18 protein-coding genes and 1 tRNA gene are annotated in these 21,711 nt (G+C 74.4%); 9 read left to right on the forward strand and 10 right to left on the reverse strand.

The window, feature by feature from the left end; translation table 11 throughout:
• Positions 1-6: 6 nt before the first annotated feature.
• From IE305_RS08265 to IE305_RS08285, 5 genes are all read left to right on the forward strand, one after another.
• A complete protein-coding gene (locus tag IE305_RS08265) occupies positions 7-2,250 on the forward strand; it encodes a serine/threonine-protein kinase (protein WP_444546158.1) in 2,244 nt (747 codons plus the stop codon).
• A 3-nt stretch (positions 2,251-2,253) separates the two neighbouring features.
• Complete coding sequence (locus IE305_RS08270) at positions 2,254-3,417, forward strand: protein phosphatase 2C domain-containing protein (RefSeq protein WP_190128772.1); 1,164 nt, start codon at positions 2,254-2,256, stop codon at positions 3,415-3,417.
• A 164-nt stretch (positions 3,418-3,581) separates the two neighbouring features.
• Positions 3,582-4,904 (forward strand): vWA domain-containing protein, encoded by a 1,323-nt coding sequence (locus tag IE305_RS08275; RefSeq protein WP_190128773.1) that lies wholly within the window; start codon positions 3,582-3,584, stop codon positions 4,902-4,904.
• A gap of 75 nt (positions 4,905-4,979) precedes the next feature.
• Positions 4,980-6,026: an FHA domain-containing protein gene (locus IE305_RS08280; protein ID WP_190128774.1), complete on the forward strand. Its 1,047-nt coding sequence runs from the start codon at positions 4,980-4,982 to the stop codon at positions 6,024-6,026.
• Between the two features lie 77 nt (positions 6,027-6,103).
• A complete protein-coding gene (locus IE305_RS08285) occupies positions 6,104-6,508 on the forward strand; it encodes a globin (protein ID WP_190128995.1) in 405 nt (134 codons plus the stop codon).
• Positions 6,509-6,537: 29 nt separating this feature from the next.
• Here IE305_RS08285 and IE305_RS08290 read toward each other — a convergent pair whose 3' ends face one another.
• The 7 genes from IE305_RS08290 to IE305_RS08320 form a co-directional block, all read right to left on the reverse strand.
• On the reverse strand, positions 6,538-7,269 hold the full coding sequence (locus tag IE305_RS08290; protein ID WP_190128775.1) for a DUF8010 domain-containing protein: 732 nt from the start codon (positions 7,267-7,269) through the stop codon (positions 6,538-6,540).
• Entirely contained in the window at positions 7,266-7,724 is a 459-nt protein-coding gene (locus IE305_RS08295) for an acyl-CoA thioesterase (RefSeq protein WP_190128776.1), read from the reverse strand. The genes IE305_RS08290 and IE305_RS08295 overlap by 4 nt, the downstream gene beginning before the upstream one ends.
• 2 nt (positions 7,725-7,726) lie before the next feature.
• Positions 7,727-9,391: an energy-dependent translational throttle protein EttA gene (gene ettA, locus IE305_RS08300; protein ID WP_190128777.1), complete on the reverse strand. Its 1,665-nt coding sequence runs from the start codon at positions 9,389-9,391 to the stop codon at positions 7,727-7,729.
• 127 nt (positions 9,392-9,518) lie between these two features.
• The gene (locus IE305_RS08305) at positions 9,519-10,943 is read right to left on the reverse strand and encodes a thioester domain-containing protein (protein ID WP_190128778.1); all 1,425 of its coding nucleotides are present in this window, start codon (positions 10,941-10,943) and stop codon (positions 9,519-9,521) included.
• 244 nt (positions 10,944-11,187) lie between these two features.
• Complete coding sequence (locus IE305_RS08310) at positions 11,188-11,667, reverse strand: single-stranded DNA-binding protein (RefSeq protein ID WP_190128779.1); 480 nt, start codon at positions 11,665-11,667, stop codon at positions 11,188-11,190.
• Positions 11,668-11,855: 188 nt separating this feature from the next.
• The gene (locus IE305_RS08315) at positions 11,856-13,610 is read right to left on the reverse strand and encodes a GTPase (RefSeq protein ID WP_190128780.1); all 1,755 of its coding nucleotides are present in this window, start codon (positions 13,608-13,610) and stop codon (positions 11,856-11,858) included.
• A 5-nt stretch (positions 13,611-13,615) separates the two neighbouring features.
• Complete coding sequence (locus tag IE305_RS08320) at positions 13,616-15,262, reverse strand: dynamin family protein (protein WP_190128996.1); 1,647 nt, start codon at positions 15,260-15,262, stop codon at positions 13,616-13,618.
• Positions 15,263-15,566: 304 nt separating this feature from the next.
• On the opposite strand from IE305_RS08320, the gene IE305_RS08325 reads away from it, so the two are divergent.
• Positions 15,567-15,639, forward strand: a tRNA-Arg gene (locus tag IE305_RS08325).
• 63 nt (positions 15,640-15,702) lie between these two features.
• On the opposite strand, the gene IE305_RS08330 is transcribed toward IE305_RS08325, so the two are convergent.
• Positions 15,703-16,080 (reverse strand): VOC family protein, encoded by a 378-nt coding sequence (locus tag IE305_RS08330; RefSeq protein ID WP_190128781.1) that lies wholly within the window; start codon positions 16,078-16,080, stop codon positions 15,703-15,705.
• A gap of 261 nt (positions 16,081-16,341) precedes the next feature.
• Here IE305_RS08330 and IE305_RS08335 point away from each other — a divergent pair, with 261 nt between their 5' ends.
• Entirely contained in the window at positions 16,342-16,800 is a 459-nt protein-coding gene (locus tag IE305_RS08335; RefSeq protein WP_229890688.1) for a hypothetical protein, read from the forward strand.
• Positions 16,793-17,974 carry a DUF6545 domain-containing protein gene (locus tag IE305_RS08340; RefSeq protein WP_229890689.1) on the forward strand — a complete coding sequence of 394 codons (1,182 nt, stop codon included), beginning with the start codon at positions 16,793-16,795 and terminating at the stop codon, positions 17,972-17,974. Before IE305_RS08335 ends, IE305_RS08340 begins: the two co-directional genes overlap by 8 nt.
• On the opposite strand, the gene IE305_RS08345 is transcribed toward IE305_RS08340, so the two are convergent.
• Positions 17,947-19,242 carry an amidohydrolase family protein gene (locus tag IE305_RS08345; RefSeq protein ID WP_190128782.1) on the reverse strand — a complete coding sequence of 432 codons (1,296 nt, stop codon included), beginning with the start codon at positions 19,240-19,242 and terminating at the stop codon, positions 17,947-17,949. The two genes, IE305_RS08340 and IE305_RS08345, sit on opposite strands and share 28 nt — an antisense overlap.
• A 649-nt stretch (positions 19,243-19,891) precedes the next feature.
• Positions 19,892-20,575 carry a ScbR family autoregulator-binding transcription factor gene (locus IE305_RS08350; protein ID WP_190128783.1) on the reverse strand — a complete coding sequence of 228 codons (684 nt, stop codon included), beginning with the start codon at positions 20,573-20,575 and terminating at the stop codon, positions 19,892-19,894.
• Positions 20,576-20,745: 170 nt separating this feature from the next.
• Between IE305_RS08350 and IE305_RS08355 the strand changes: the two genes are divergently transcribed.
• On the forward strand, positions 20,746-21,708 hold the full coding sequence (locus IE305_RS08355; RefSeq protein ID WP_190128784.1) for a ScbA/BarX family gamma-butyrolactone biosynthesis protein: 963 nt from the start codon (positions 20,746-20,748) through the stop codon (positions 21,706-21,708).
• The last annotated feature ends 3 nt before the right edge of the window (positions 21,709-21,711 follow it).

A 21,711-nucleotide genomic window follows, 5' to 3' on the forward strand; every position in this document is an offset into this window, starting at 1 on the left:
CGGTCGGTGTCGGTGCAGAGCCGCCGTACGGGCTCGGGCCCCGGTGCGTCGGGTCGCAGCCGGCTGGGTGCGGGACTGGTGGCCGTACCGGGCGTGCCGCGCCCCGTGCCGCTGGAGCGGGTGCTGGAGAACCCGGAGGTGCCCGAGCGCAAGCGGTTCTGCAGCCGGGGCGAGTGCGGCGCGCCGGTGGGCCGGGCGCGCGGCGACCGGCCGGGGCGCACGGAGGGCTTCTGCACCAAGTGCGGCCACCCGTACTCGTTCGTGCCCAAGCTGCGCCGGGGCGACGTGGTGCACGGCCAGTACGAGGTGGCCGGCTGCCTGGCGCACGGCGGGCTGGGCTGGATCTACCTGGCCGTCGACCGGGCGGTCTCCGACCGCTGGGTGGTGCTCAAGGGCCTGCTCGACACGGGCGACCAGGACGCGCTGGCCGCCGCCGTGGCCGAGCGGCGCTTCCTGGCCGAGATCGAGCACGCCAACATCGTGCGCATCTACAACTTCGTCGAGCACCTGGACCAGCGCACGGGCAGCCTCGACGGCTACATCGTCATGGAGTACGTGGGCGGCAAGTCGCTCAAGGAGATCGCCAACGAGCGGCGGCGGCCCGACGGGCGGCGCGACCCGGTGCCGGTGGAACAGGCGTGCGCGTACGGCATCGAGGCCCTGGAGGCGCTGGCCCACCTGCACAGCCGCAACCTGCTGTACTGCGACTTCAAGGTGGACAACGCCATCCAGCAGCAGGACCAGCTGAAGCTCATCGACATGGGCGCGGTCCGGCGGATGGACGACCAGGACAGCCCCATCTACGGCACGGTGGGCTACCAGGCGCCCGAAGTGGCCGAGCGCGGCGCGTCGGTGGCCTCCGACCTCTATACGGTGGCGCGCACGCTGGCCGTGCTCACGTTCGACTTCCAGGGCTACACCAACGTCTTCGCGCACAGCCTGCCCGACCCGGAGCACGTCGAGGTCTTCCGCCGCTACGAGTCGTTCTACCGGCTGCTCGTACGGGCCACCGACCCGGAGCCCTCGCGCCGGTTCGCCTCCGCGCACGAGATGGCGGACCAGCTGACGGGCGTGCTGCGGGAGGTCGTGGCGCTGCAGACGGGCCGGCCGCGGCCCGCGCTGTCGACGCTGTTCGGGCCGGAGCCGCGGGTGGTGGACACCACGCTGTTCGCGACGGGCGCGGGCGGCGAGGTCTCGCGGCTGGGGGCACGGCAGCTGCCGGAGCCCTGGTGGCGGCGGCGCAACGCCCCGGCGGTCACCGCCCCCGACCCCACATCCGCGCCCGTCACCCCGTCCGCATCCGTCACCCCGTCCGTCGCCGTACCGACGGTGCCGCTGGACGTCCGGGCCTGTGCGCTGGCCCTGCCGTTGCCGCTGGTCGACCCGGGCGACCCCAACGCGGGTTTCCTCGCCGGCCTGCTGGCCTCCCGGCCGGCCGAGCTGTACGCGGCGCTCCAGGCGGCGCCCGGCGACTCGCCGGAGCTGCGGCTGGCCCGCGTCCGGGCGCTGCTGCACCTGGGCGAGGACGAGGAGGCGGACAAGGTCCTCGCCGCGCTGGAGGCCGTGCAGCCCGAGGACTGGCGGACGGTGTGGCACCGCGGCGTGCACGCGCTGATCGGCGGCGACCACGGGACGGCGGCGCTGTCGTTCGACGCGGTCTACGACGCGTTCCCCGGCGAGCCCGCGCCCAAGCTGGCGCTGGGCATGTGCGCCGAGGTGCTCGGGCAGCTGGACAACGCCGCCGACTACTACCACCTCGTGTGGGCCACCGACCCCGGCTTCGTCGGCGCGGCCTTCGCGCTGGCGCGGGTGCGGCTGGCCGGCGGCGACCGCGCGGGCGCGGTGGCCGCGCTGGAGTCGGTGCCGGAGGCGTCCGTCCACTGCACGGCGGCCCGGGTCGCGGCGGTGCGGGCCCGGTTGCGGGACCGCCCGGCGGACCCGGCGCTGCCCGCGGACCTGGCGGCGGCCGCCGCGCAGGTCGAACGGCTGGCGGAGCTCGGCCTGGACGACGTCCGGTACGAACGCCTGTCGACGGAAGTGCTCGGCTCCGCGCTGGACTGGGTGCTGTCGGGGGGCGGGGCCGCGGGGGGCGGCCCCGCCGAGCTGCTCGGCAGCAGCCTGGACGAGCGGGGCCTGCGGTTCGGGCTGGAGCGCTCGTACCGCGTGCTGGCCCGCCTGGCCCAGCGCGGTGAGGAACGGATCGAACTGGTGGAGCGGGCCAACCGTTACCGCCCCAGGACATGGGTGTGATCGATGTCGCAACTGCCCCCACAGCTGACGGTGTGCCCGGCCTGCCACGAGCCGCTGGAACCGGCCGACAACTTCTGCGGAGGGTGCGGCACGGACCTGTCGGCCGTGCCGTCCGCGCCCGGCGCCGCGCGGCCCGCCGGCGGCCCGCGCCGGGCGGGCACGCCCCCGGCACGGGGCGCGGACGACCACCGCGCCGCGCCGCGGAGCGGCGCCGTGCCCGGCCAGCCGGCGCACGGCACGGGCCCGGGCACCCCGTGCGCGGCGTGCCGGTCCGGCATGATCGACAACGACGGGTACTGCGAGAACTGCGGGCACGCACAACCGCGCGAACGGGATCACATGGAGCACGAGTCGGCAGGCGTCGCCGCGGTCAGCGACCGCGGCCTGCGCCACCACCGCAACGAGGACGCCTTCGCCACGTCCACCGCCGCGCTGCCGGACGGCAGCCCGGCCGTCGTCGCCGTCGTCAGCGACGGCGTGTCGTCCGCGGCGCGCCCCGACGAGGCGTCCGCGGCGGCCTGCGCGGCCGCGCGCGACACCCTCGTCACCGGCCTGGCCGGGGGCACGGACCCGCGCGAGGCCACGCGCCGGGCCGTCGTCAGCGCCGCGGAGGCCGTGGCCGCGCTGGCCGGGCCCGCCGCGGAGGCGCGGGAGCACACGCCCTACCGGCAGGAGAACGCGCCCGCCTGCACCATCGTCAGCGCCGTGGTCACCGGTGACCTGCTGACCGTGGGCTGGGTCGGCGACAGCCGCGCGTACTGGGTGCCCGACGACCGCGGCACGCAGCCGGCGCGGCTGACCGAGGACGACTCGTGGGCCGCCCAGATGGTCGCCGCGGGGCTGATGTCGGAGGCCGAGGCGTACGCGGACGAGCGCGCGCACGCCATCACCGGCTGGCTCGGCGCGGACGCCTACGAGGTGGAGCCGCACACCGCGTCGTACCACCCGGACCGGCCCGGCGTGGTCGTCGTGTGCACCGACGGGCTGTGGAACTACGCCGAGTCGGCCGAGCAGATGGCCGCCGTGGTGCCGCCCGACGCCCGGTCCCGGCCGCTGGAGTGCGCACGCCGTCTGCTGGCGCACGCCCTGGACGGCGGGGGCCACGACAACGTAACAGTGGCCGTACTGCCGTTCCCCACCCGGCCGGAAGGGGCAGGATCGGCCTGACGGAAGGGCACCGGCGGGGGGAACCGGGACCGGTGCCGACGGGGGGTTCGTCCGCGGGTGCCGTGGCCCGGCGCCGCGCGCGGCCGTCCGACCACCGCACGCGCACGCGAGCCCGTGGCCGGGGAGCCACGGCGCCACGGAGCCACGGACGAAGGAGCGGATCAATGGCCAACGCCGCCGCACCGGGGCTGCCCCGGTTCTCGGTCGAGGTGTACCAGAACCCTCATCTCCCGGAGGGGGGCCGGGAGGTCAACGCCATCGTCACGGTGACCGCGGCCCCCGACGCCACGGCCGTGCCGGCGGCCGCGCCCGACGGGCGGGCCGCGGTCGTCGTCATGGTGGACTGCTCCGGTTCGATGGACTACCCGCCGGCCAAGATGCGCAACGCCCGCGACGCCACGGCCGCCGCCGTCGACGCGCTGCGCGACGGCGTGTCCTTCGCCGTGGTGGCCGGCACCCACCAGGCCCGCGAGGTGTACCCCGGCGGCGGACGGCTCGCGGTCGCCGACGCCGTGACGCGCGGTCAGGCCAAGGAGGCGCTGCGCAAGCTGAGCCCCGGCGGCGGCACGGCCATCGGCACCTGGCTGCGGCTGGCCGACCGGCTGCTGGACGGCTCCGGCGCCGCGATACGCCACGGCATCCTGCTCACCGACGGGCGCAACGAGCACGAGGAGCCGGACGCCCTGCGCGCCACCCTCGACGCCTGCTCCGGCCGCTTCACCTGTGACGCGCGCGGGGTGGGCATCGACTGGGAGGTCAAGGAGGTCAAGGGCATAGCCTCCGCCCTGCTGGGCACGGCCGACATCGTCGCCGACCCGGCGGGGCTGGCCGCGGACTTCACGCGGATCATGGAGACCGTCATGGGCAAGGAGGTCGGTGACGTCGCGCTGCGGCTGTGGACGCCGCAGGACGCCGAGGTCGCCTTCGTCAAACAGGTCGCCCCCACGGTCGAGGACCTGACGGACCGCCGCGAGGAGGCCGGGCCGCGCGCCGGCGACTACCCGACCGGCGCGTGGGGCGACGAGTCGCGCGACTACCACGTGTGCGTCCGGGTGCCCGCCGCGCCGGTGGGCCGGGAGATGCTGGCCGCCCGCGCCTCGCTGGTGGTGCCCGCGCCCGCCGGCGCCCCGCCGCAGGTCCTCGCCCAGGGCCTGGTCCGCGCGGTGTGGACCGACGACCTCACCGCGTCCACCGCCCTCAACCCGCAGGTGGCCCACTACACCGGGCAGGCCGAGCTGGCCCACGCCATCCAGCAGGGCCTGGACCTGCGCAAGGCCGGGGACGTCGACGGCGCCACCGCCAAGCTCGGCCGGGCCGTCCAGCTGGCCAGCCGCTCGGGCCACGAGGACACCGCGAAACTCCTGGCGAAGGTGGTGGACGTGGTGGACGCCGCGAAGGGTACTGTGCGGCTCAAGGCGAAGGTCTCGGAGGAGGCGGAGATGACGCTCGAGACCCGCTCGACCAAGACGGTGCGCGTCCGCAAGTGAGGCGGGCGCCGGGAAGCGCGACCCGTGTGCCGGGGAGCGGCCCGGTAAGTGACAGCTGAGGGGGAATCGACCGACATGCCGACCTGCCCTAACGGCCACCCTTCGGGGGCGGAGGACTGGTGCGAGGTGTGCGGCCACCGGATGGCGGGAACCGTGGCGCCGTCCGGGCCGGCCGTTCCCCCGCCGCCCCCCGCCCCGCCGGGCACCACCGGCGGCTACGGCTGGCCCACCGGTGACGCGACCGTCCAGGCGGAGCTGTGCCCGCAGTGCCGCACGCCCCGCGAGGCCCAGGCCCCGTTCTGCGAGGAGTGCCGCTACAACTTCCTGACCCGTACGGCCAACCCCTACGCGCCGCCGCCCGGCGGCCAGGGCTTCCAGTCCGCGCCGCCGCCCCCGCCGCCCACGCACACCCCGCCGCCGGGCCTCGACTACCAGGGCTCGCGGCCCTCCCGGGTCAACCGCCCGGCCGAGCCGCTGGAGCCGGAGACCCAGGGATTCGGCGACGACGACTGGGTGCTCACCCCGCCCCCGCCCGCGCCGCCGGCTCCCCCGGCTCCTCCGGGTCCGGTGCCCGCGCCGGGCGGCCCCTACGGGTACGAGCCGTACGAGCACCAGGGCCCGTACGAGCGGTCCGGCTACGAGCACCAGGGCACCGGGGAACACCAGGGCGCCCGGACGGCCGGCGAGGGCGGGCAGCCGCCGGCCGGCTCCGCCGCCGGCGGCTGGGTGGCCGTCGTGGGGCCGGACCGCGAGTACTTCCTGTCGATGATGAACCGCAGCGGCCCGGAGGCGGCCGGCCTCAACCTGCCCGCCTACTCGCCGGAGCTGCGCTTCCCGCTCGCCGGCCGGCAGGTCACCATCGGCCGGCGTCGGCACAGCACGGGCGAGTCGCCCGACATCGACCTGTCCCGCCCGCCGGAGGACCCCGGCGTCTCGCACCAGCACGCGATGCTGGTGCAGCAGCCGGACGGCGGCTGGGCTGTCGTCGACCAGGACTCCACGAACGGCACCACGGTCAACGGCTCCGAGGACCCGATCCAGCCGTACGTACCCGTCCCCCTCCAGGACGGGGACCGGGTGCACGTGGGGGCGTGGACGACGATCACGGTGCGGCGGGCGTAGAGCGGGGTGCGCGGAGCCGGGGGCCGGGTCCTAGGACCGCGGTCCTCCGCCGTGGCGTCTGAGACCATGGAGACGTGATGGAGATTCCGCGCGGCACGCTTCAGGACCAGACCTTCTACGAGCAGGTCGGCGGCGAGGAGACGTTCCGGCGCCTGGTCCACCGCTTCTACGAGGGCGTGGCCCAGGACCCGCTGCTGCGGCCGATGTACCCGGAGGAGGACCTCGGCCCGGCGGAGGAGCGCCTGGTGCTCTTCCTGATCCAGTACTGGGGCGGCCCCCGCACCTACAGCGAGACCCGCGGCCACCCGCGGCTGCGCATGCGCCACGCGCCGTTCACCGTGGACCGCGCGGCGCACGACGCCTGGCTGCGGCACATGCGGGACGCGGTGGACGAGCTGGGGCTGGCGCCCGAGCACGAGCGGCAGATGTGGGCGTACCTCACGCACGCCGCCGCATTCATGATCAATACGCCGGAGGTCTGACCCCCGGGTGGCGTTGCCGGCCCCGCTGGTCAGCGGGTCGGTGTGACGGTCAGGTCGCGCAGGCCGCCGCCGGTGCGGACGGCGACCGAACCGTGAGTGGTGCGCAGCCGCAGCCAGCCGGCGGCCCGGAAGAGGACCGGCGGCTCGGGCGCGAGGGCGGTGGTGCCGGTCCTGCGGGGGGCGGGCAGTTCGCTGCGCGCGCCGGTGGCCGGCAGGAATCCCAGGGCCTGGGCGGCGTGCACGGCACGCAGCGGCAGGCCGGTGGCGCCCAGGGTGCGGGACCAGATCTCACGGCCGATGTGGTCGCGCTCGGCGCGGGTACGGCGCTGCGCGGGCAGCGCCTCGTCCCGCGTACGGAACTCGGCGACGGCGGCGGCCAGCGCCCCGCGCATCGCGTCCACGTCCGGCAGCCCCTCGACGCGCTCCCAGCCGCCGCGCGGCGGCAGCACCCCGGCCCACGGCGGGCCGGTGACGGTCGGCGGGAGGACGGCCTCCGGCTCCTCGGCGCCCCGGACGGCGGCGTCGAGCGCGTCCGCCAGCTGTCCGGCCGAGACGGTGGCGTCCAGGCGGGCCGGGGCGGCCAGCCGGGCGGTGCGGACCGCCAGCACCTCGAAGGAGGGCGGCCGCCCGAACACGCCGAGCACCTCGCCGCCCGCCTGTACGCGGACGACGGCGGCCCGGTCGTAGTGGATCAGCCGGGCCAGGAAGGCGGCCAGGTCGGCCGCCTCCCCGGCGTCGGCGAAGCGCAGCCGCACGGTCATGCGGCGACGGCCCCCTCGTCCGCCTGCTTCTTCTCGTCCTGCGTGTCCTCGTCGGTCCAGCCGGTGAGGATCTCGCGCTCCTCGTCGGTGATCCGCCGGGAGCGGCCCGCGGTGACGTCGAAGGGGACGACGACGGTGCGGGCGCGGGCGTAGACGTGCTCCTCGTCCTTCACCTCGCACGAGACGGTCACCGAGCCGCCGCCGATCCTGGTGACCCAGGTCTCGACGGTCACCGGCTCGGGCCGGTGCACCAGCGGGCGCAGGTAGTCGATCTCGTGCCGGGCGACGACCGAGCCGGCCGAGAACGGGCCGTGGCCGCCGCCCTCCCGCGCCAGCCGGGTGACGAAGTCGATCCGCGCCTCTTCGAGGTAGCGCAGGTAGACCACGTTGTTGACATGGCCGTAGGCGTCCATGTCCGACCAGCGCAGGGGGCAGGTGTAAGTGTGCCGGGCCATGCTCAGCCCCGGGTGAGCTTCTTGTACGAGGCGCGGTGCGGACGAGCCGCGTCCGGGCCGAGGCGCTCGATCTTGTTCTTCTCGTAGGACTCGAAGTTGCCCTCGAACCAGAACCACTTCGAGTCGCCCTCGTACGCCAGGATGTGCGTGGCGACGCGGTCGAGGAACCAGCGGTCGTGGGAGACGACCACGGCGCAGCCGGGGAAGTCCAGCAGCGCGTTCTCCAGGGAGGAGAGGGTCTCGACGTCGAGGTCGTTGGTCGGCTCGTCGAGGAGCAGCAGGTTGCCGCCCTGCTTCAGGGTGAGCGCCAGGTTGAGGCGGTTGCGCTCACCGCCGGAGAGCACGCCGGCCGGCTTCTGCTGGTCCGGGCCCTTGAAGCCGAACGCCGACACGTAGGCGCGGGAGGGCATCTCGACCTGGCCGACGTTGATGTAGTCCAGCTCGTCGGAGACGACGGCCCACAGCGTCTTCTTGGGGTCGATGTTGGCGCGGTTCTGGTCGACGTACGAGATCTTGACCGTCTCGCCGATCTTGATGTCGCCCGAGTCCGGCTTCTCCAGGCCCTGGATCATCTTGAACAGCGTGGTCTTGCCGGCGCCGTTCGGGCCGATCACGCCGACGATGCCGTTGCGCGGCAGGGTGAAGGACAGGTCGTCGATGAGGACCTTGTCGCCGAACGCCTTGGAGAGGTTGTTGACCTCGACGACGACGTTGCCCAGACGCGGGCCCGGCGGGATCTGGATCTCCTCGAAGTCCAGCTTCCGCATCTTGTCGGCCTCGGCCGCCATCTCCTCGTAGCGGGCGAGACGCGCCTTGGACTTGGCCTGGCGGCCCTTGGCGTTGGAGCGGACCCACTCCAGCTCTTCCTTGAGGCGCTTCTGGCGCTTCGCGTCCTTCTGGCCCTCGACCTTCAGACGGGCGGCCTTGTTCTCCAGGTAGGTGGAGTAGTTGCCCTCGTAGGGGTGGGCGCGGCCGCGGTCGAGCTCGAGGATCCACTCGGCGACGTTGTCGAGGAAGTAGCGGTCGTGGGTGATCGCCACGACGGTGCCGGCGTACTTGGCCAGGTGCTGCTCCAGCCAGTTGACCGACTCGGCGTCGAGGTGGTTGGTGGGCTCGTCGAGGAGCAGCAGGTCGGGGGCCTCCAGCAGCAGCTTGCAGAGGGCCACGCGGCGCTTCTCACCACCGGAGAGGTTGACGACCGGCCAGTCGGCGGGCGGGCAGCCCAGCGCGTCCATGGCCTGCTCCAGCTGGGCGTCGAGGTCCCAGGCGTTGGCGTGGTCCAGCTCCTCCTGGAGCTTGCCCATCTCCTCCAGCAGCGCGTCGGAGTAGTCGGTGGCCATGAGCTCGGCGATCTCGTTGAACCGGTCGAGCTTGCCCTTGATCTCCGCGACGCCGTCCTGGACGTTCTCCAGCACCGTCTTGGTCTCGTCGAGCTCCGGCTCCTGCATGAGGATGCCGACGCTGTAGCCCGGGGAGAGGAAGGCGTCGCCGTTGGACGGCTGCTCCAGACCGGCCATGATCTTGAGCACGGTGGACTTACCGGCACCATTGGGGCCGACCACACCGATCTTGGCACCGGGCAGGAAGCTCAGCGTCACGTCATCGAGGATGACCTTGTCGCCGTGCGCCTTGCGCGTCTTGCGCATGGTGTAGATGTACTCAGCCAAGAGAAACCGTCCGGCAATCGAGGTGGGCCAATGTGCGGCTCCGCCGTGTGAGGGCAGATACACCCCATCTTGCCGTACGGGAAGCCCTGGGCGGAAACGCGTTCCGCCGTGCCGCGCCGCCGGGCATTCACGCCTCCCTGCGGCGCAGGAGGTACACCGCGGTACCGCCGGCGATCATCAGGACCACCGCGACGCCCGCCATCAGCGGCGTCGCGCTGCTGCTGCCCGTGCCGGCCAGGTCGCCGCCGGCGGACGCGCCGGCCCGGCCCGCGGACCCGGCGGTGCCGGCCGTGCGGCTGGCCGCAGCACCCGAGGGGCTCGCGGAGGGCAGGGGGCCGGAGGTGGCGCTGGTGGTGCCGATCCCGGCGGTCCGGCAGTCGAGGATGCCGGAGAACGTCTTGGCGAAGCCGTGCGGCCCGGTGACGGTGATCCTGTACGCGTGGTCCTCGGCGACGGTCACCAGCACCGCCTTGGAGGCGCCGGGCCCGACGGTGTCCTTGCGGCCGTCGAGCTCGAAGGCGAAGGGCTGGTCGCCCTTGTTCTCCGTGGTCACCTCCATGCCGCCCCGGGCACAGTCCTTGCGCCCGGAGACCGCCGGTATCGCGCCCTTCTGCGCCCAGGTGGCCGTGGCCGTCGCGCCGGTGGTGGCCTCGCTGGAGCCCGCGAGGACCTGTGTCTGGGTCTTCGTGCCCACGCCGATGAAGGCGCGGCCGACCGGGACCTTGGTGGCGGCCCCGGCCTTGAGCGAGGCGGTGCCGTCGGCGGCGCCGGCCGGCACGTCGAAGTAGACCTGACCGCCGTCGGTGGTCGAGGTGACCGGCTTGCCGTCCTTGTCGACGATCTTTATGCCCTTGCCCACGGCGTCCCCGGAGGGGGTGACGGTGACGCTGCCGGCGGTGGTGCGCACGGTGACCGGGCCGATGCGCTGGCCGGGCCGGCCGGAGACGGCCGGGGGGCCGAGCCGCAGGGACGCCTTGGGCTCGTCGAGGTTCTCGGCGTTCTTGTAGAGGTGGTCGGCAAGCTTCTGGGCATCGGGGTCGGCCGCGTCGACGGTGACGCCGTCGGCGTAGCGCCAGATGGCGACCTGGGTGCCGGCCGCGGCGGTGTTGGGGCCGAGCTTGTCGGCGCCGGCCGCCTTCGCGAGCTTGGCGAGGTCGTTGACCTGGGGGTAGGAGTTCTCCAGGATCCAGCGGATCTTCCCGGCGTTCTGGTTGGCGTGCAGGGAGGACTCGGCCCAGTCGGCCTCCTTGTACTTCGTGCCGTCGACGGCGTTGGTGCGGATGTCGACGCTGTACGTCTGGAGGTTGCCGCCGTCGTCGACCTTCATCTCGTACAGGCCGGCCAGGACGTCCGTGGCCCGGCCGGAGTCCTTGACGACGGCGCGTGCCCCCTGGGTGATCCTGCCGAGCGTGGCGGTCACCCCGCCGGTGGTCCGGGGCGCGTCGTCCGCGGCGGCCGGCGCCGCGGCGGCGAGCGGGCCGACGGCGGCCAGGCCGGAGGCCAGGAAGGCCGCGGCAAGGCGGGCCGCGCCCCGCCTCATGAGAGCGTTCATGGTTTTCCTTTCACGCGGGGACGCGCGTGCACCGGCGCACGGTCCGCCCCGGACCGCGGGAGGGCGCGCCCCGCCGGGCAACTCAAAGCTCAGGAGCCCCCGTTGTCATGGACGGGATCTTAAGGAGCGGCCAGGACCCGGAATCCACTCATCCGTTCGAGAGCGCGATCCGAATCGGAATCGTTATCAGATGGCCCCGCCCAGCCCGCGTTTGTCGATAAATCACCAACCCGGACCCCACCCGTCACAGGGGTGCGGCGGCCTCCGCCTGCGGTTCCGCACCGGCGGATTCCGCATGCTTCTCCCCCAGGTCCCCGGGATCCCCGGGCTGCCCCGTCGCGCCGGTCCCGCGCAGGGGCCGGGCCTGCACCACCCGCCGGAACGCCGACGTCCCCCGGGCCAGGTCGTGGCCGACCGACACCGCGTCGATGTCCGCCGACAACCACCGTCTGCCGTCGCGCTCCTGCTCCTGAATCCGCAACTTTCCCTGCACGACGACCGGTTCCCCCACCGACACCGACGCGACCACGTTGGCGGCCAGCACGCGCCAGGCCCACACCGTGTAGAAGCTCGTGTAGGCGTCCGCCCACTCCTCGCGCCGCCGGTCCCAGCGGCGCACCGTCGCCGCGAGCCGGAAGCGGCAGCTCACCGTCCCGTTCGCCGCCTCGCGGAACTCCGGGCGCGTGGCCACGTTCCCCACGACCGTCACCAGCGTCTCGTGCATGTCGCACACCTCCCCCTCGCACGCGCCGGCCCCTTCTCCGGCCGGCTCCGTGCGCCCATCGTGCCCGCGTCCGCCACCCGCCGCCGGGACCTGTGGACAACCCCGCGATGGTGGAAAACCGCGTCACCCGCAGGCGTCACACATGTCACGCACGGGTTCCCAGGCCCCCCACGCCTCGCCCCCTACACCTACACCTCACCCGCCGCGATCACGTACTGCGCCCGGACCTCCCGGTACCGCAGCAGCTCCGCAGCCACCGGTTCCAGCACCCGGGCCCGGCCGCACCCCGCGGCCGCACCGCGCAGCCGGTGCTCGGTCACCAGCCCGTACCCCCGCGCCGGCGCCCGTGCCGCCAGCCCCGCGCACCACGCCAGCACCGGGCCGCCCGCACCGCCGCCGGCCAGCAGCGCGCCCGGCAGCCACCACGGGCCGCCGAACTCCCGCGTACAGAGCCCCACCAGCCACGCCAGCCCCAGCAGTTGCACTGCCAGCAGCACGCCCTGCGCCGCCGCCACCATCGCCCACCACCGCGGCCGTACCGCGCGGATCGCGGCGCCCGTGCGCCTGCTCCCCGCCGCGACCTCGTCCAGCGACTCCGCCAGCCCCTCCGCGCCCCGCGCCGCCGCCTCGCGGACGGCCTGCGCCCAGGGGCCCGGCAGCCCGGCGGACGCCTCGTACGCCAGCGCCCGCACGGCCCGTTCCACCAGCGGCCGCGACGCCGTGCGCCGCGGCACGGCGGGCAGCCCCTCGTAGTCGTCGCCGCCGTCGCCCTCGGCCCCGTCCTCGGCCCGCTGCTCGCGCCAGCACCGGATCCGCGTCATGGCGGTGCCGCAGGCCCGCTCGGCCTCGCGCCGCCACGCCCGTTCCGCCGCGAGGCCCGCGGCCTGCGCGCCCACCGCCTCGGCCAGCCGGTCCTCGAACTCCTGCCGGGCCCGCTGCGTGAGCCCCGGCCGGCCGTCGGCCACGTACGCCGGGCGCAGCCGCGACGAGACGCCGTCGACGTCGGCCATCAGGCGCAGCTCGGCGGCGCTGCGCCGGGCGACGAACATGCCGAGCGCCTCGCGCAGTTCGTCCACGCCCTCGCCGGTCAGCCCGGACAGGGCGAGCACGGCGGCGCCCGGTTCGCCGTGCTCGCCGAGGGCGAGGCCGTCCTCGTCCAGCAGCCGCCGGAGGTCGTCCAGGACCTGGTCGGCGGCGTCGACGGACAGCCGGTCCACCTGGTTGAGCACGACGAAGGTCACCTCGGCGTAGCCGGCGAGCGGGCGCAGGTAGCGCTCGTGCAGCACCGCGTCGGCGTACTTCTCCGGGTCCACGACCCAGATCACGGCGTCGACCAGGCCGAGCAGCCGGTCGACCTGCTCGCGGTGGCCGGCCGCCGCCGAGTCGTGGTCGGGCAGGTCGAGGAGGACCAGGCCGTTCAGGGCCGGGTCGTAGGGGCGTACGGGCTGGCGGCGGGCGCGCGGGGGGATGCCCAGGCGGTCCAGCAGGCCGTCGGCGCGGTCGGTCCAGGCGCAGGACAGCGGCATGGCGGTGGTGGGGCGGCGCACGCCCGCCTCCGACAGCTGCGCCCGCGCGAGGGCGTTGAACAGCGTGGACTTGCCGCTGCCGGTGGCCCCGGCGATGGCCACCACGGTCAGGTCGAGCGAGTACCGCTGGCGGGCGGCGGCCTCCTCCAGGACCCGGCCGGCCTCGGCGAGCGTACGGCGGTCGAGGCGGGCCCGGGAGAGGCCCACCAGTTCGCGCAACGCGTCGAGACGGGGGCGGAGTTCCTGCCCTACGGGTGACACGGTGGCGGCGCGGGGCGCGGGGGTGGTCGCGGGGCGGGCGATGGGTGGCATGAGCAACCCCTCCTGCGTCATGGCGCCGGGGCCGCGCTCCGGGCGCACCCGGCGGGCGATCAGCCCGTCGCCCCAGCTGCGGTCCACGTCTCGTGCCGACGGCATGGCTGTCACCTCTCCTTCTGCAGTACGGACAGCGCCGCGATCAGCTCCACCTGGTGGCCGGGGGTCATCTCCAGGGCCTCCAGGGGTGCCGTGCGACGGTCCCGTTCGGTGTCGAGCACCTGCTCCAGGCAGTCGGCGAGCAGGTCACCGCCCCGGTCGCGGAGCCGCAGCGCGCCCTGCGCGCCGAGGACCTCGACGAGGGCCTCGCCGGCCCGCGGCGCCTTGCCGCCGCCGAGCAGGGCGGTGGCCAGCAGGGCGGCGGTGCGCTCGGCCTCGGGGCCGCGGTCGCGCTCGGCGGCGCGTACCTCCTCCTGGGCGATCTCCTCCAGGCAGCGCCGCCACCGGCGTACGGCCACCCCGATGCGCCCTCCGGCGCCGTCGGGGTCGCGCGGAGCGAGGGCCGCACCGGCCGCCGGGTCGCCGGCGCAGGCGGCCGCGATCTCCTCGTCGGCGGCGTCGGCGGCGCAGGTCAGCAGGGCGATCACGGAGCCGGTGAGCGCGGTGAGCAGCTCGTCGGGGGTGCTGTCGTGGGGGTAGCCGCGCCAGTGGGTGAGCGCGTCGCCGGCCAGCGCCTCGCCGGCGGCGACTTCACGCCGTACGCGCTCCGCCGCGCGCCCGTACGCGTCCTCCACGCGCTGCAAGGTGCGTACGGCCGCGGCGTGCTGCAGTGCCGACGCGCCCGCCAGGCCGGGGAGGCGTGCGCCCAGCGAGGAGAGCACGCCGCGCGCCGTGCGCGCCGTGGCAACCGTCCTGGCGGCGGGGTCCTCGGCGCGCTGTGTCAGCCAGGCGCGCAGCCCGGCGACGGCGGTGGCGGGCAACAGGCCGTTGCCGTCCGCGGACTCGGGGAGTTCGGGGATGGTGAACCGGGGCACGTCGCCCAGGCCGGCGTCCGCGAGCAGCGCGTCGTACTGCCGCGACACCTCGACGGCCACCTGGTGGGGCACCCGGTCGAGCACGGTCACCAGCGTGACGTCGTACTCCTTGGCGGTGCGCAGCAGGTGCCAGGGCACGGCGTCGGCGTAGCGGGTGGCGGTGGTCACCAGCACCCAGATGTCGGCCGCGCAGATCAGGGCGGCGGCGAGGTCGCGGTTGCGCGCGACGAGCGAGTCGATGTCGGGGGCGTCGAGCAGGGCGAGGCCCTGCGGCAGGGCCCGGTCGGTCTCGATCCGGAGGGCGAGGGGCTCCTCCTCCGTCCCGCCCTCCTCGTCCCCCTCCCGTACATCCCGCGCATCCCGCGTCTCCAGGGCCTCCGCCTCGTACGCCCCGGCGGCCCCTTCCTGCGTCGGCACCCACACACGGCGCAGACGGGGCAGCACCCGGGGCCCGGCGAACCAGTGATGATCATCCGGATGGCAGACGAGGACTGGTGTGCGAGTTGTCGGCCGCAGCACCCCCGCCTCAGTGACCCTCCGGCCCACGAGCGAGTTGACGAGGGTGGACTTGCCCGCCCCCGTGGACCCCCCGACGACCGCGAGCAGCGGCGCTTCGGGAGCGCACAGGCGGGGCACCAAGTAGTCGTCGAGCTGCGCCAGGAGCTCGTCCCGGTTCCGCCGGGCACGGGCGGCGCCCGGAAGGGGGAGCGGGAAGCGTGCGGCGTCCACGCGGTCACGCAGTGCGGACAGCGCGTCAAGCAGTCGGGGCCGTACATCCAAGGTCGCCACACGTGCAGAATGCCCAATTCTGGGATGATTTTGAAGCGTATAGCCCCTGGTGTGCGAGGCGTGGCGTGCGAGATGCTGGGATAACGAGTAGACAACACCCGGCCCGTGAGGCGTCAAAAACGATGCGAAAATCGCACCTGCCTGCGATTATCAGGACCGCTTCACCGAACCTCCACATGATGTCACGGAGGTGAAGCAACCGGGACGAGGTACGCGGAGCCCTATCCTTGTCCCCGGCAAGGTCACGGCACCACCGAGCCCGGGGCTTCAGCCGTCCGCGACCGCCCACACACCGGCCCCCGTAGCTCAGTGGATAGAGCAGGCGCCTTCTAAGCGCTTGGCCGCAGGTTCGAGTCCTGCCGGGGGCGCTCGCTCCTCGATCGTGGCCCCTCCCTGACGGAGGGGCTTTTTGGCTCCGCGGATTCCGCCCGTCAGCCCCCCGTCCTCGCCCGTTCCTCCTTGCTGCGTTCCACGCAGAATTCGTTGCCCTCCGGGTCCGCCAGGACTGCCCAGCCCGTGCCGTCCGGGTGGCGGTGGTCGGCGATCAGGGTGGCGCCGAGGGTGAGGAGGCGGGTGACCTCCTCGTCGCGGGTGCGGTCCTGGGGCTGGAGGTCGAAGTGGAGGCGGTTCTTGGTGGACTTGGGTTCGGGGACCGTCTGGAAGAGGAGGCCCGCGGCCTCGATCAGGGCCTCGGGGTCGCCCGGCTTGTCGTCCTCGCCCAGGGGCAGGTCCAGGACCTGCGACCAGAAGCTCGCGAGGGCGTACGCGTCGCGGCTGTCGATCGTCACATGACGTACCACGGAGGTCATGCCCGGATTCTCGCCCGCGGCCCCCGGCGGGGCAACGGGGTTCGGCCGGTGGCCGGATCGCTGCGGTAGGGGTACCGACGGGTTGTCCTGTGGGCAGGGGGCGGCCAGTCTGTACACTCGCCGGGCCGTGCGCCTGGGGGAGGTCGCCGGCTGCCGAGGGCGGAGGCCAGGGAGGGCGGCGATGAGACGTGACCGGGCGAGCGTGCCGAGTGGGAAAGCGTGAGCCGGCGGTGCCCGCGGACACGAAGGAGGGGTGAGCCCGTGGCCAACAAGCATGTGCGGGCGGAGGCGCGGCGGCTGGTGGCGCTGCTCCCCGAGCTCCCGCAGCCCTGGGACATCACCGTGCTGTGCGAGGCGCTGGGCCGGATGCGGGGGCGGCCGGTGAAGCTGCACTCCGCCGACCTGCCCGCCCTGCCCTTCGGCATGTGGTACGACGACGGCCGCAGCGACCACATCATCCACCGTTCGTCGGCGACCGGTTACTACCGCGACCACATCGTGCTGCACGAGATCTGCCACATGCTCGCCGGGCACGGCACCGCGCTGCGGGACGTCGCCGCCGAGGCGCGCGCGAAGGGCAAGGCGTGCAACGACGCCGAGGAGGAACTGGCCGAGACCTTCTCCTCCATGGTGCTCAAGGCCGCCGGCCGGATGCGGCCCAAGGGCATCAGCCCCGTGGAGCGACGGGCCGAGGACCTGCTCGGAGCCGGCCGTGCATGATGTTCCCGCCTGGGTCGAGACGGCCCGTGGCGTCATCCTCTTCGTCGTGTGGTCGGTGCTCGTCCTGCGGCTGCCCGCCCTGCGGCGGCCGGCGCAGCGGCCCGTCTGGATCGTGCTGGCGCTGCTGGCCACGGGCGCGCTGTTCATCCAGCAGCAGATGGGCCACTGGGTCGACGACGTCACCGGCGTGCCCAAGGCCGGCGAACTGGCCGTGGCCCTGATCGCGCTCTGCGACTTCACCGCCGTGTGGTGGTTCTCGGTGACGCTGCACGCCGCCGGCCACCGCGTCCCCGCCTGGCTGCGCCGGGCGCCCGTGGTGTGTGCCGCCACCATGGCGGTGCTCGCGTTCGCGTTCTTCGCCGTCACCCCCGTGCCGGATCGTTTCGGCGCACAGGCCCACGGCTGGTGGGCCGGGTACGCCGCCTGCTGGATCACCTTCGGCACCGTCACCGCCGTCGGCGCCGCCGCCTGCTTCTGGCGCGACGGCCTCACCATGCGCAGCCCCGTGCTGCGGCTGAGCGTGCTCGCCCTCGCGCTGGGCACCAGCGCCGAACTGCCGTACCTGGTCGTCCGGGGCGTCCGCTGGTACACCGACGCGCCCGGCTGGCTCCAGCTCCTCGGCTTCTGGTGCTCGTTCGCGCGGTTCGTGCTCGTCGCGCTCGGCTGTTCGCTGGCCGCCGTCGAACCGCTGCGGCAGGCCGCCGTCCACTGGTACCGGCGGCAGCGGCTGCACGGCCTGTGGCTGCTGCTGCGCCGGGCGACCCCGGAGCTCGTCGTCGTCCCGCCGCCCTCGCGCACCACCGACCTGCTGGCCCGCGGCGACAGCTGGGAGCTGCTGCACCAGCGCGTCATCGAGATCCACGACAGCATCACGTTCCTGCACGACGGCTGGGCGACGCCGGAGCTGCTGGACGAGGTGGGGCGCGGCCGGGAGCGGCTGGTGGCGACGGCCTGCTGGATCGAGGTGACGCGGCGCGACGCCGTCGAGGGCCTGCCCAAGGTGCACCACGAGGACCTGGACAAGGACCTGTTGCCGGAGGTGGTGGCCGACCGGTCGACCGTCCCCCGCGAGATCCGGCACCTGCTGCGGCTGCACCGGGCGCTGCGGTCGCGCCCGGTGCGCTCCTTCGCCGACGGCTTCCGCCGTCAGGCCTCCCCGGCCGCCTCCGCCTGAGCACTCGCCCGGGCACCCGGGCGGGCACCCGCCCCAGCACCCGCCGGGCCCGGCACGTGCCCGGTGACCGGCCGGCCGGCGCGCACCACCGCCCGTACGCGCGCCACCGCCCCGATGTCGCGGAGCGGGTGGCCGTCGACCGCGAGGAGGTCCGCGTCGTACCCCGGTGCCACGCGGCCCTTGCGGTCGCCGAGCCCGCAGGCGCGCGCGGCCAGGGCGGTCACCGAGGTGAGCGCCTCGCGGTTGGTGGTCACCTGCGACGCGAAGTACGCCAGGTCGCCGGGCAGCACGTCGTGCGGCTTGTGCGGGTTGATGCCGGCGTCGGTGCAGCAGACGACGGGGACGCCGCGCGCGTGCATGAACGCCTGGTTCCGCCAGTACGGCTCGATGGTGCTCAGCACCGCGTCCGGCATGCCGGCGCGCGGCTTGACGACCGTGCAGCCGACGAACGTGCCGGCCTCCGCCATGGCGTCCACCGTCCGGGGGTCGAGCCGCACCCCGTCGGGCGTCATGAACGTGCAGTGCTCCACGCCGTCGACGCCCGCCGCGACGGCGTCGGCGATGCCGCCGGCGGCGTGGGCGTGGGCGGTGACCGGCAGGCCGAGCGCGTGCGCGGCGTCCGTGACGGCGCGCAGTTCGGCCGGCGTGTACTGGGTGCCGCGGGGGTTGGAGCCCTGGGTGGCCATGCCGCCGGTGGCCATGATCTTGACGAGGTCGGCGCCCCGGCGGGCCCGTTCCGCCACGGCCGCGACGGCCTCAGCCGCGGTGTCCACCGTGCCGCCCATGAACCAGCAGTGGCCACCGCTACGGGTGAGGGGCGGCCCGGCCAGGACGAGTTCGGGTGCGAGCGCGTCCTCGGCCGCCAGCTCCTCGCGCAGCCGGAGCGTCAGGTGGCCGCGGTCCCCGAGGTCGCGGACGGTGGTGATGCCCGCGCGCAGCGCGGCCGCGGCGTGCTCGCGCGCCCGGTCGAGCACCGCGGCGTCCGGGTCGCCGGTCAGCTGCGGCTCCATGGGCCGCAGCGGGTCGAGGACCAGGTGGCTGTGGGCGTCGACGAGGCCGGGCAGGAGCGTCGCGTCCCCGAGGTCCGTGAGGGGGAAGCCGTCGGGCGGGGCCGCGCCGGTGAGGTCGACGGCGGTGATGCGGCCGTCCTCGGCCAGGACGAGGACGGGGCCCTCGTGGAGGGCGTGGCCGTCGAAGAGGCGGGCCGCGCGCCATGCCGCCCGGGCCGTACGCCGGGGGGTGCGTCGGGTTGTACGGAGGTCGCCCACGAAGAGTGCTCCCGGCGTCGGTTGAGGTGCCTGCCGCTAGGGCGTGTCCGATGGGTCGGTGCGGGCCCCGCGGCGTCTGGTGCGGTGCATCGCAAGGCGGAGCATCTCCCTCGTACTGGGCGTACTCGGGTGATGCGACAACGCAGCGAGGTGCCGTGCCAGGCGTCGCGGGGCCTGTGCCGACCCATCGGACACGCCCTAGGTTCCTGCCGCGAGTCTACGGCCACCCGGTGGCGCGCGAGTGGCCGGTGGGTGGCGTATACAACGACCGGGGCGGGCCGTTGCCGGTTCCGGCGGTGCCCGGTCCGCCCGCTTAAGTTCCTTGGCCACTCGGGTGTTTGAGGGGCACTCTGGTACGGGCCGTGTCCCGCCCCGGCGACGGTGGGGGCCGGCCGCGCGGGCCGGTTCTTCACACAGTCCTGACGTGCGGCTGACGCCCCTCTGAGGGTCTCCGGCGGGGACGGCCGGAATCCTTGACAAACAGGATCACCGGTTTGTTAACGTCCGACGCGTCGGGGCAACGGCCCCCGGCCCCACAGCCCGAGGGGGGAATCGTGGAAAGCGCAGCCAGCCACCTCCGTACCTACCGCCCCGTCAGCCACCGTCACGACGCCGGGACAGCCCTGACGTCCGGCCCTGCCGCCCTCCGTCAGGCGCGGGCCGGCAGCGGGCCGCTGTCGTCGGTCTCCGGCTGATCACCCTGCGCGCGGTGGGCCTGCCACATCCGCGCCCCGCGGTCCGGGGACGTGTCCAGGGTCCGCAGCACCCCGGGGACGGCGATGCTGGGGAGGAAGCAGTCGTAGAGCGCTGCGATCTCCGCCTCCAGCTCACCGGTCTCGCGCAGCGCCGTGGACGTGATCTCCACGCCCGTCCAGGCCCCGACGAAGAGCCGGGCGATGCGGTCGGGGTCCACGTGCGGCAGCAGCTCGCCGCGGTCCTTCGCCTCGGTCAGCTGGGCGCTGAGGAACTCCGACCAGTCGGCCCAGGACGTACCGAACAGCGCCCGTGCCTTGCGGTCGCTGGAGAGCCTGATCGAGGCGCTGAGCAGCGGCTCCTTGGGCAGCCGGTGGGCGAGCACCATGCCCACGTCGACCCACTCCTGCAGCTTGGTCTCCTGCGGCAGGACGCCCTCGGCGGTGACCGCCTCGGCGAGCACGCCGCGGGCCAGGTCCTCCTTGGAGGCGAAGTGGAAGTACAGGGCCCCCCTGGTCACTCCCGCGCGGCTGAGGATCTCCGCGATGGTGGCGGGCTCGTACCCGCACTCGTCGAACACGGAACCGGCCGCCTCGAGGATCTGGCGGCGGGTCTGGATTCCCCGTGCCTGTTTCGCCACGAGGACACCTCCTGTACTGCTGCCCCCCGGACGTCACCGGACGGCCCTCGCCGCCCGGGCCGGCCGGAGCACTGCTCTTGGACAGATCGAAAAATTAAACCGGATAGTTCGTATCTTATCATCGGCCGCTCCCGCGACCATCTCGCAGAATCCCGGCCCAGGGGGGAATCGTGTCCCACACACTGCTCGCGCCCAGCACCATCGGCGTCGTCGAATCGAGCCCGGAAATGAGCACGATACGCCGTCGCCGGCCGGTTCCCCGGGAGCTGGTCCACCTCAGCTCCGACGACGCGGTGCACTGCACCGGCTGGTCCCGGCTGGACCCCACCACCTACCTGGTCACCGCCGAGTGGCCGGCCGGCACGAGCACCGAGGTACCCGGCTGCGGCACCCGCCACGAGTCCCTCGTCACGGCCCAGACCGTGCGCCAGGCCGGACTGCTCCTCGCCCACGCCGAGTTCGGCGCCCCCCTCCCCCACGCCGTGCTGCTGCGCACCTTCGCGTTCTCCTTCGACGCCGGCCGGCCGGTCGTCACCGGCGCCCGCGCCGCCCTCGACATCATGGTCTCCTGCACCGAGACCGAGCGCCGCGGCAACCGCACGACCGGTCTGCACCTGGACATGACCGTCCTCCGCGACGGCCACGTCTTCGGGACCGCCGCCACCGGCTTCTCATGGATACCGCCCGTCGTCTACCGGCGGCTGCGCGGAGACCACGCCGAGCCCGTCCGCGTCCAGCCGCCGCTGCCCGCCCCGGTGCCGCCCGCGTCCGTGGGCCGCGCCACCGCCCCCGAGGTGGTCCTCGCCCCCACCGGCGAGCCCCTGCGCTGGCTGCTGCGCGGCGACTTCACCAACACCACGCTGTACGACCACGCGGTCGACCACCAGCCCGGCCTCGTCCTGATCGAGGCCGCACACCAGGCGGCACGGCTGGCCACCGCACCCGGCACGTTCCTGCCCGCCTCCGTGTCCGCCACGTTCGACCGCTACGTCGAGTTCGACCGGCCCTGCACCGTCGAGGCCCGCGTCAGCGGCGGCACCCGCACCACCACCGTGCACGTCACCGGCCACCAGGACGGGCAGCAGGCGTTCACCACCGTGCTCACGGGCCCATCACGGGGCTGCCTACGGTAGGGC

The sequence above is a fragment of the Streptomyces mashuensis genome (assembly GCF_014654785.1).
Taxonomy (GTDB): Bacteria; Actinomycetota; Actinomycetes; order Streptomycetales; family Streptomycetaceae; genus Streptomyces; species Streptomyces mashuensis.

What these genes read in the sequence shown, in the direction of transcription:
- IE305_RS08270 (WP_190128772.1), top strand. Translation starts at nt 2,254, where the DNA reads ATGTCGCAACTGCCCCCACAGCTGACGGTGTGCCCGGCCTGCCACGAG.
- IE305_RS08275 (WP_190128773.1), top strand. Translation starts at nt 3,582, where the DNA reads ATGGCCAACGCCGCCGCACCGGGGCTGCCCCGGTTCTCGGTCGAGGTG.
- IE305_RS08280 (WP_190128774.1), top strand. Translation starts at nt 4,980, where the DNA reads ATGCCGACCTGCCCTAACGGCCACCCTTCGGGGGCGGAGGACTGGTGC.
- IE305_RS08285 (WP_190128995.1), top strand. Translation starts at nt 6,104, where the DNA reads ATGGAGATTCCGCGCGGCACGCTTCAGGACCAGACCTTCTACGAGCAG.
- IE305_RS08290 (WP_190128775.1), bottom strand. Translation starts at nt 7,269, where the DNA reads ATGACCGTGCGGCTGCGCTTCGCCGACGCCGGGGAGGCGGCCGACCTG.
- IE305_RS08295 (WP_190128776.1), bottom strand. Translation starts at nt 7,724, where the DNA reads ATGGCCCGGCACACTTACACCTGCCCCCTGCGCTGGTCGGACATGGAC.
- IE305_RS08305 (WP_190128778.1), bottom strand. Translation starts at nt 10,943, where the DNA reads ATGAACGCTCTCATGAGGCGGGGCGCGGCCCGCCTTGCCGCGGCCTTC.
- IE305_RS08310 (WP_190128779.1), bottom strand. Translation starts at nt 11,667, where the DNA reads ATGCACGAGACGCTGGTGACGGTCGTGGGGAACGTGGCCACGCGCCCG.
- IE305_RS08315 (WP_190128780.1), bottom strand. Translation starts at nt 13,610, where the DNA reads ATGCCGTCGGCACGAGACGTGGACCGCAGCTGGGGCGACGGGCTGATC.
- IE305_RS08330 (WP_190128781.1), bottom strand. Translation starts at nt 16,080, where the DNA reads ATGACCTCCGTGGTACGTCATGTGACGATCGACAGCCGCGACGCGTAC.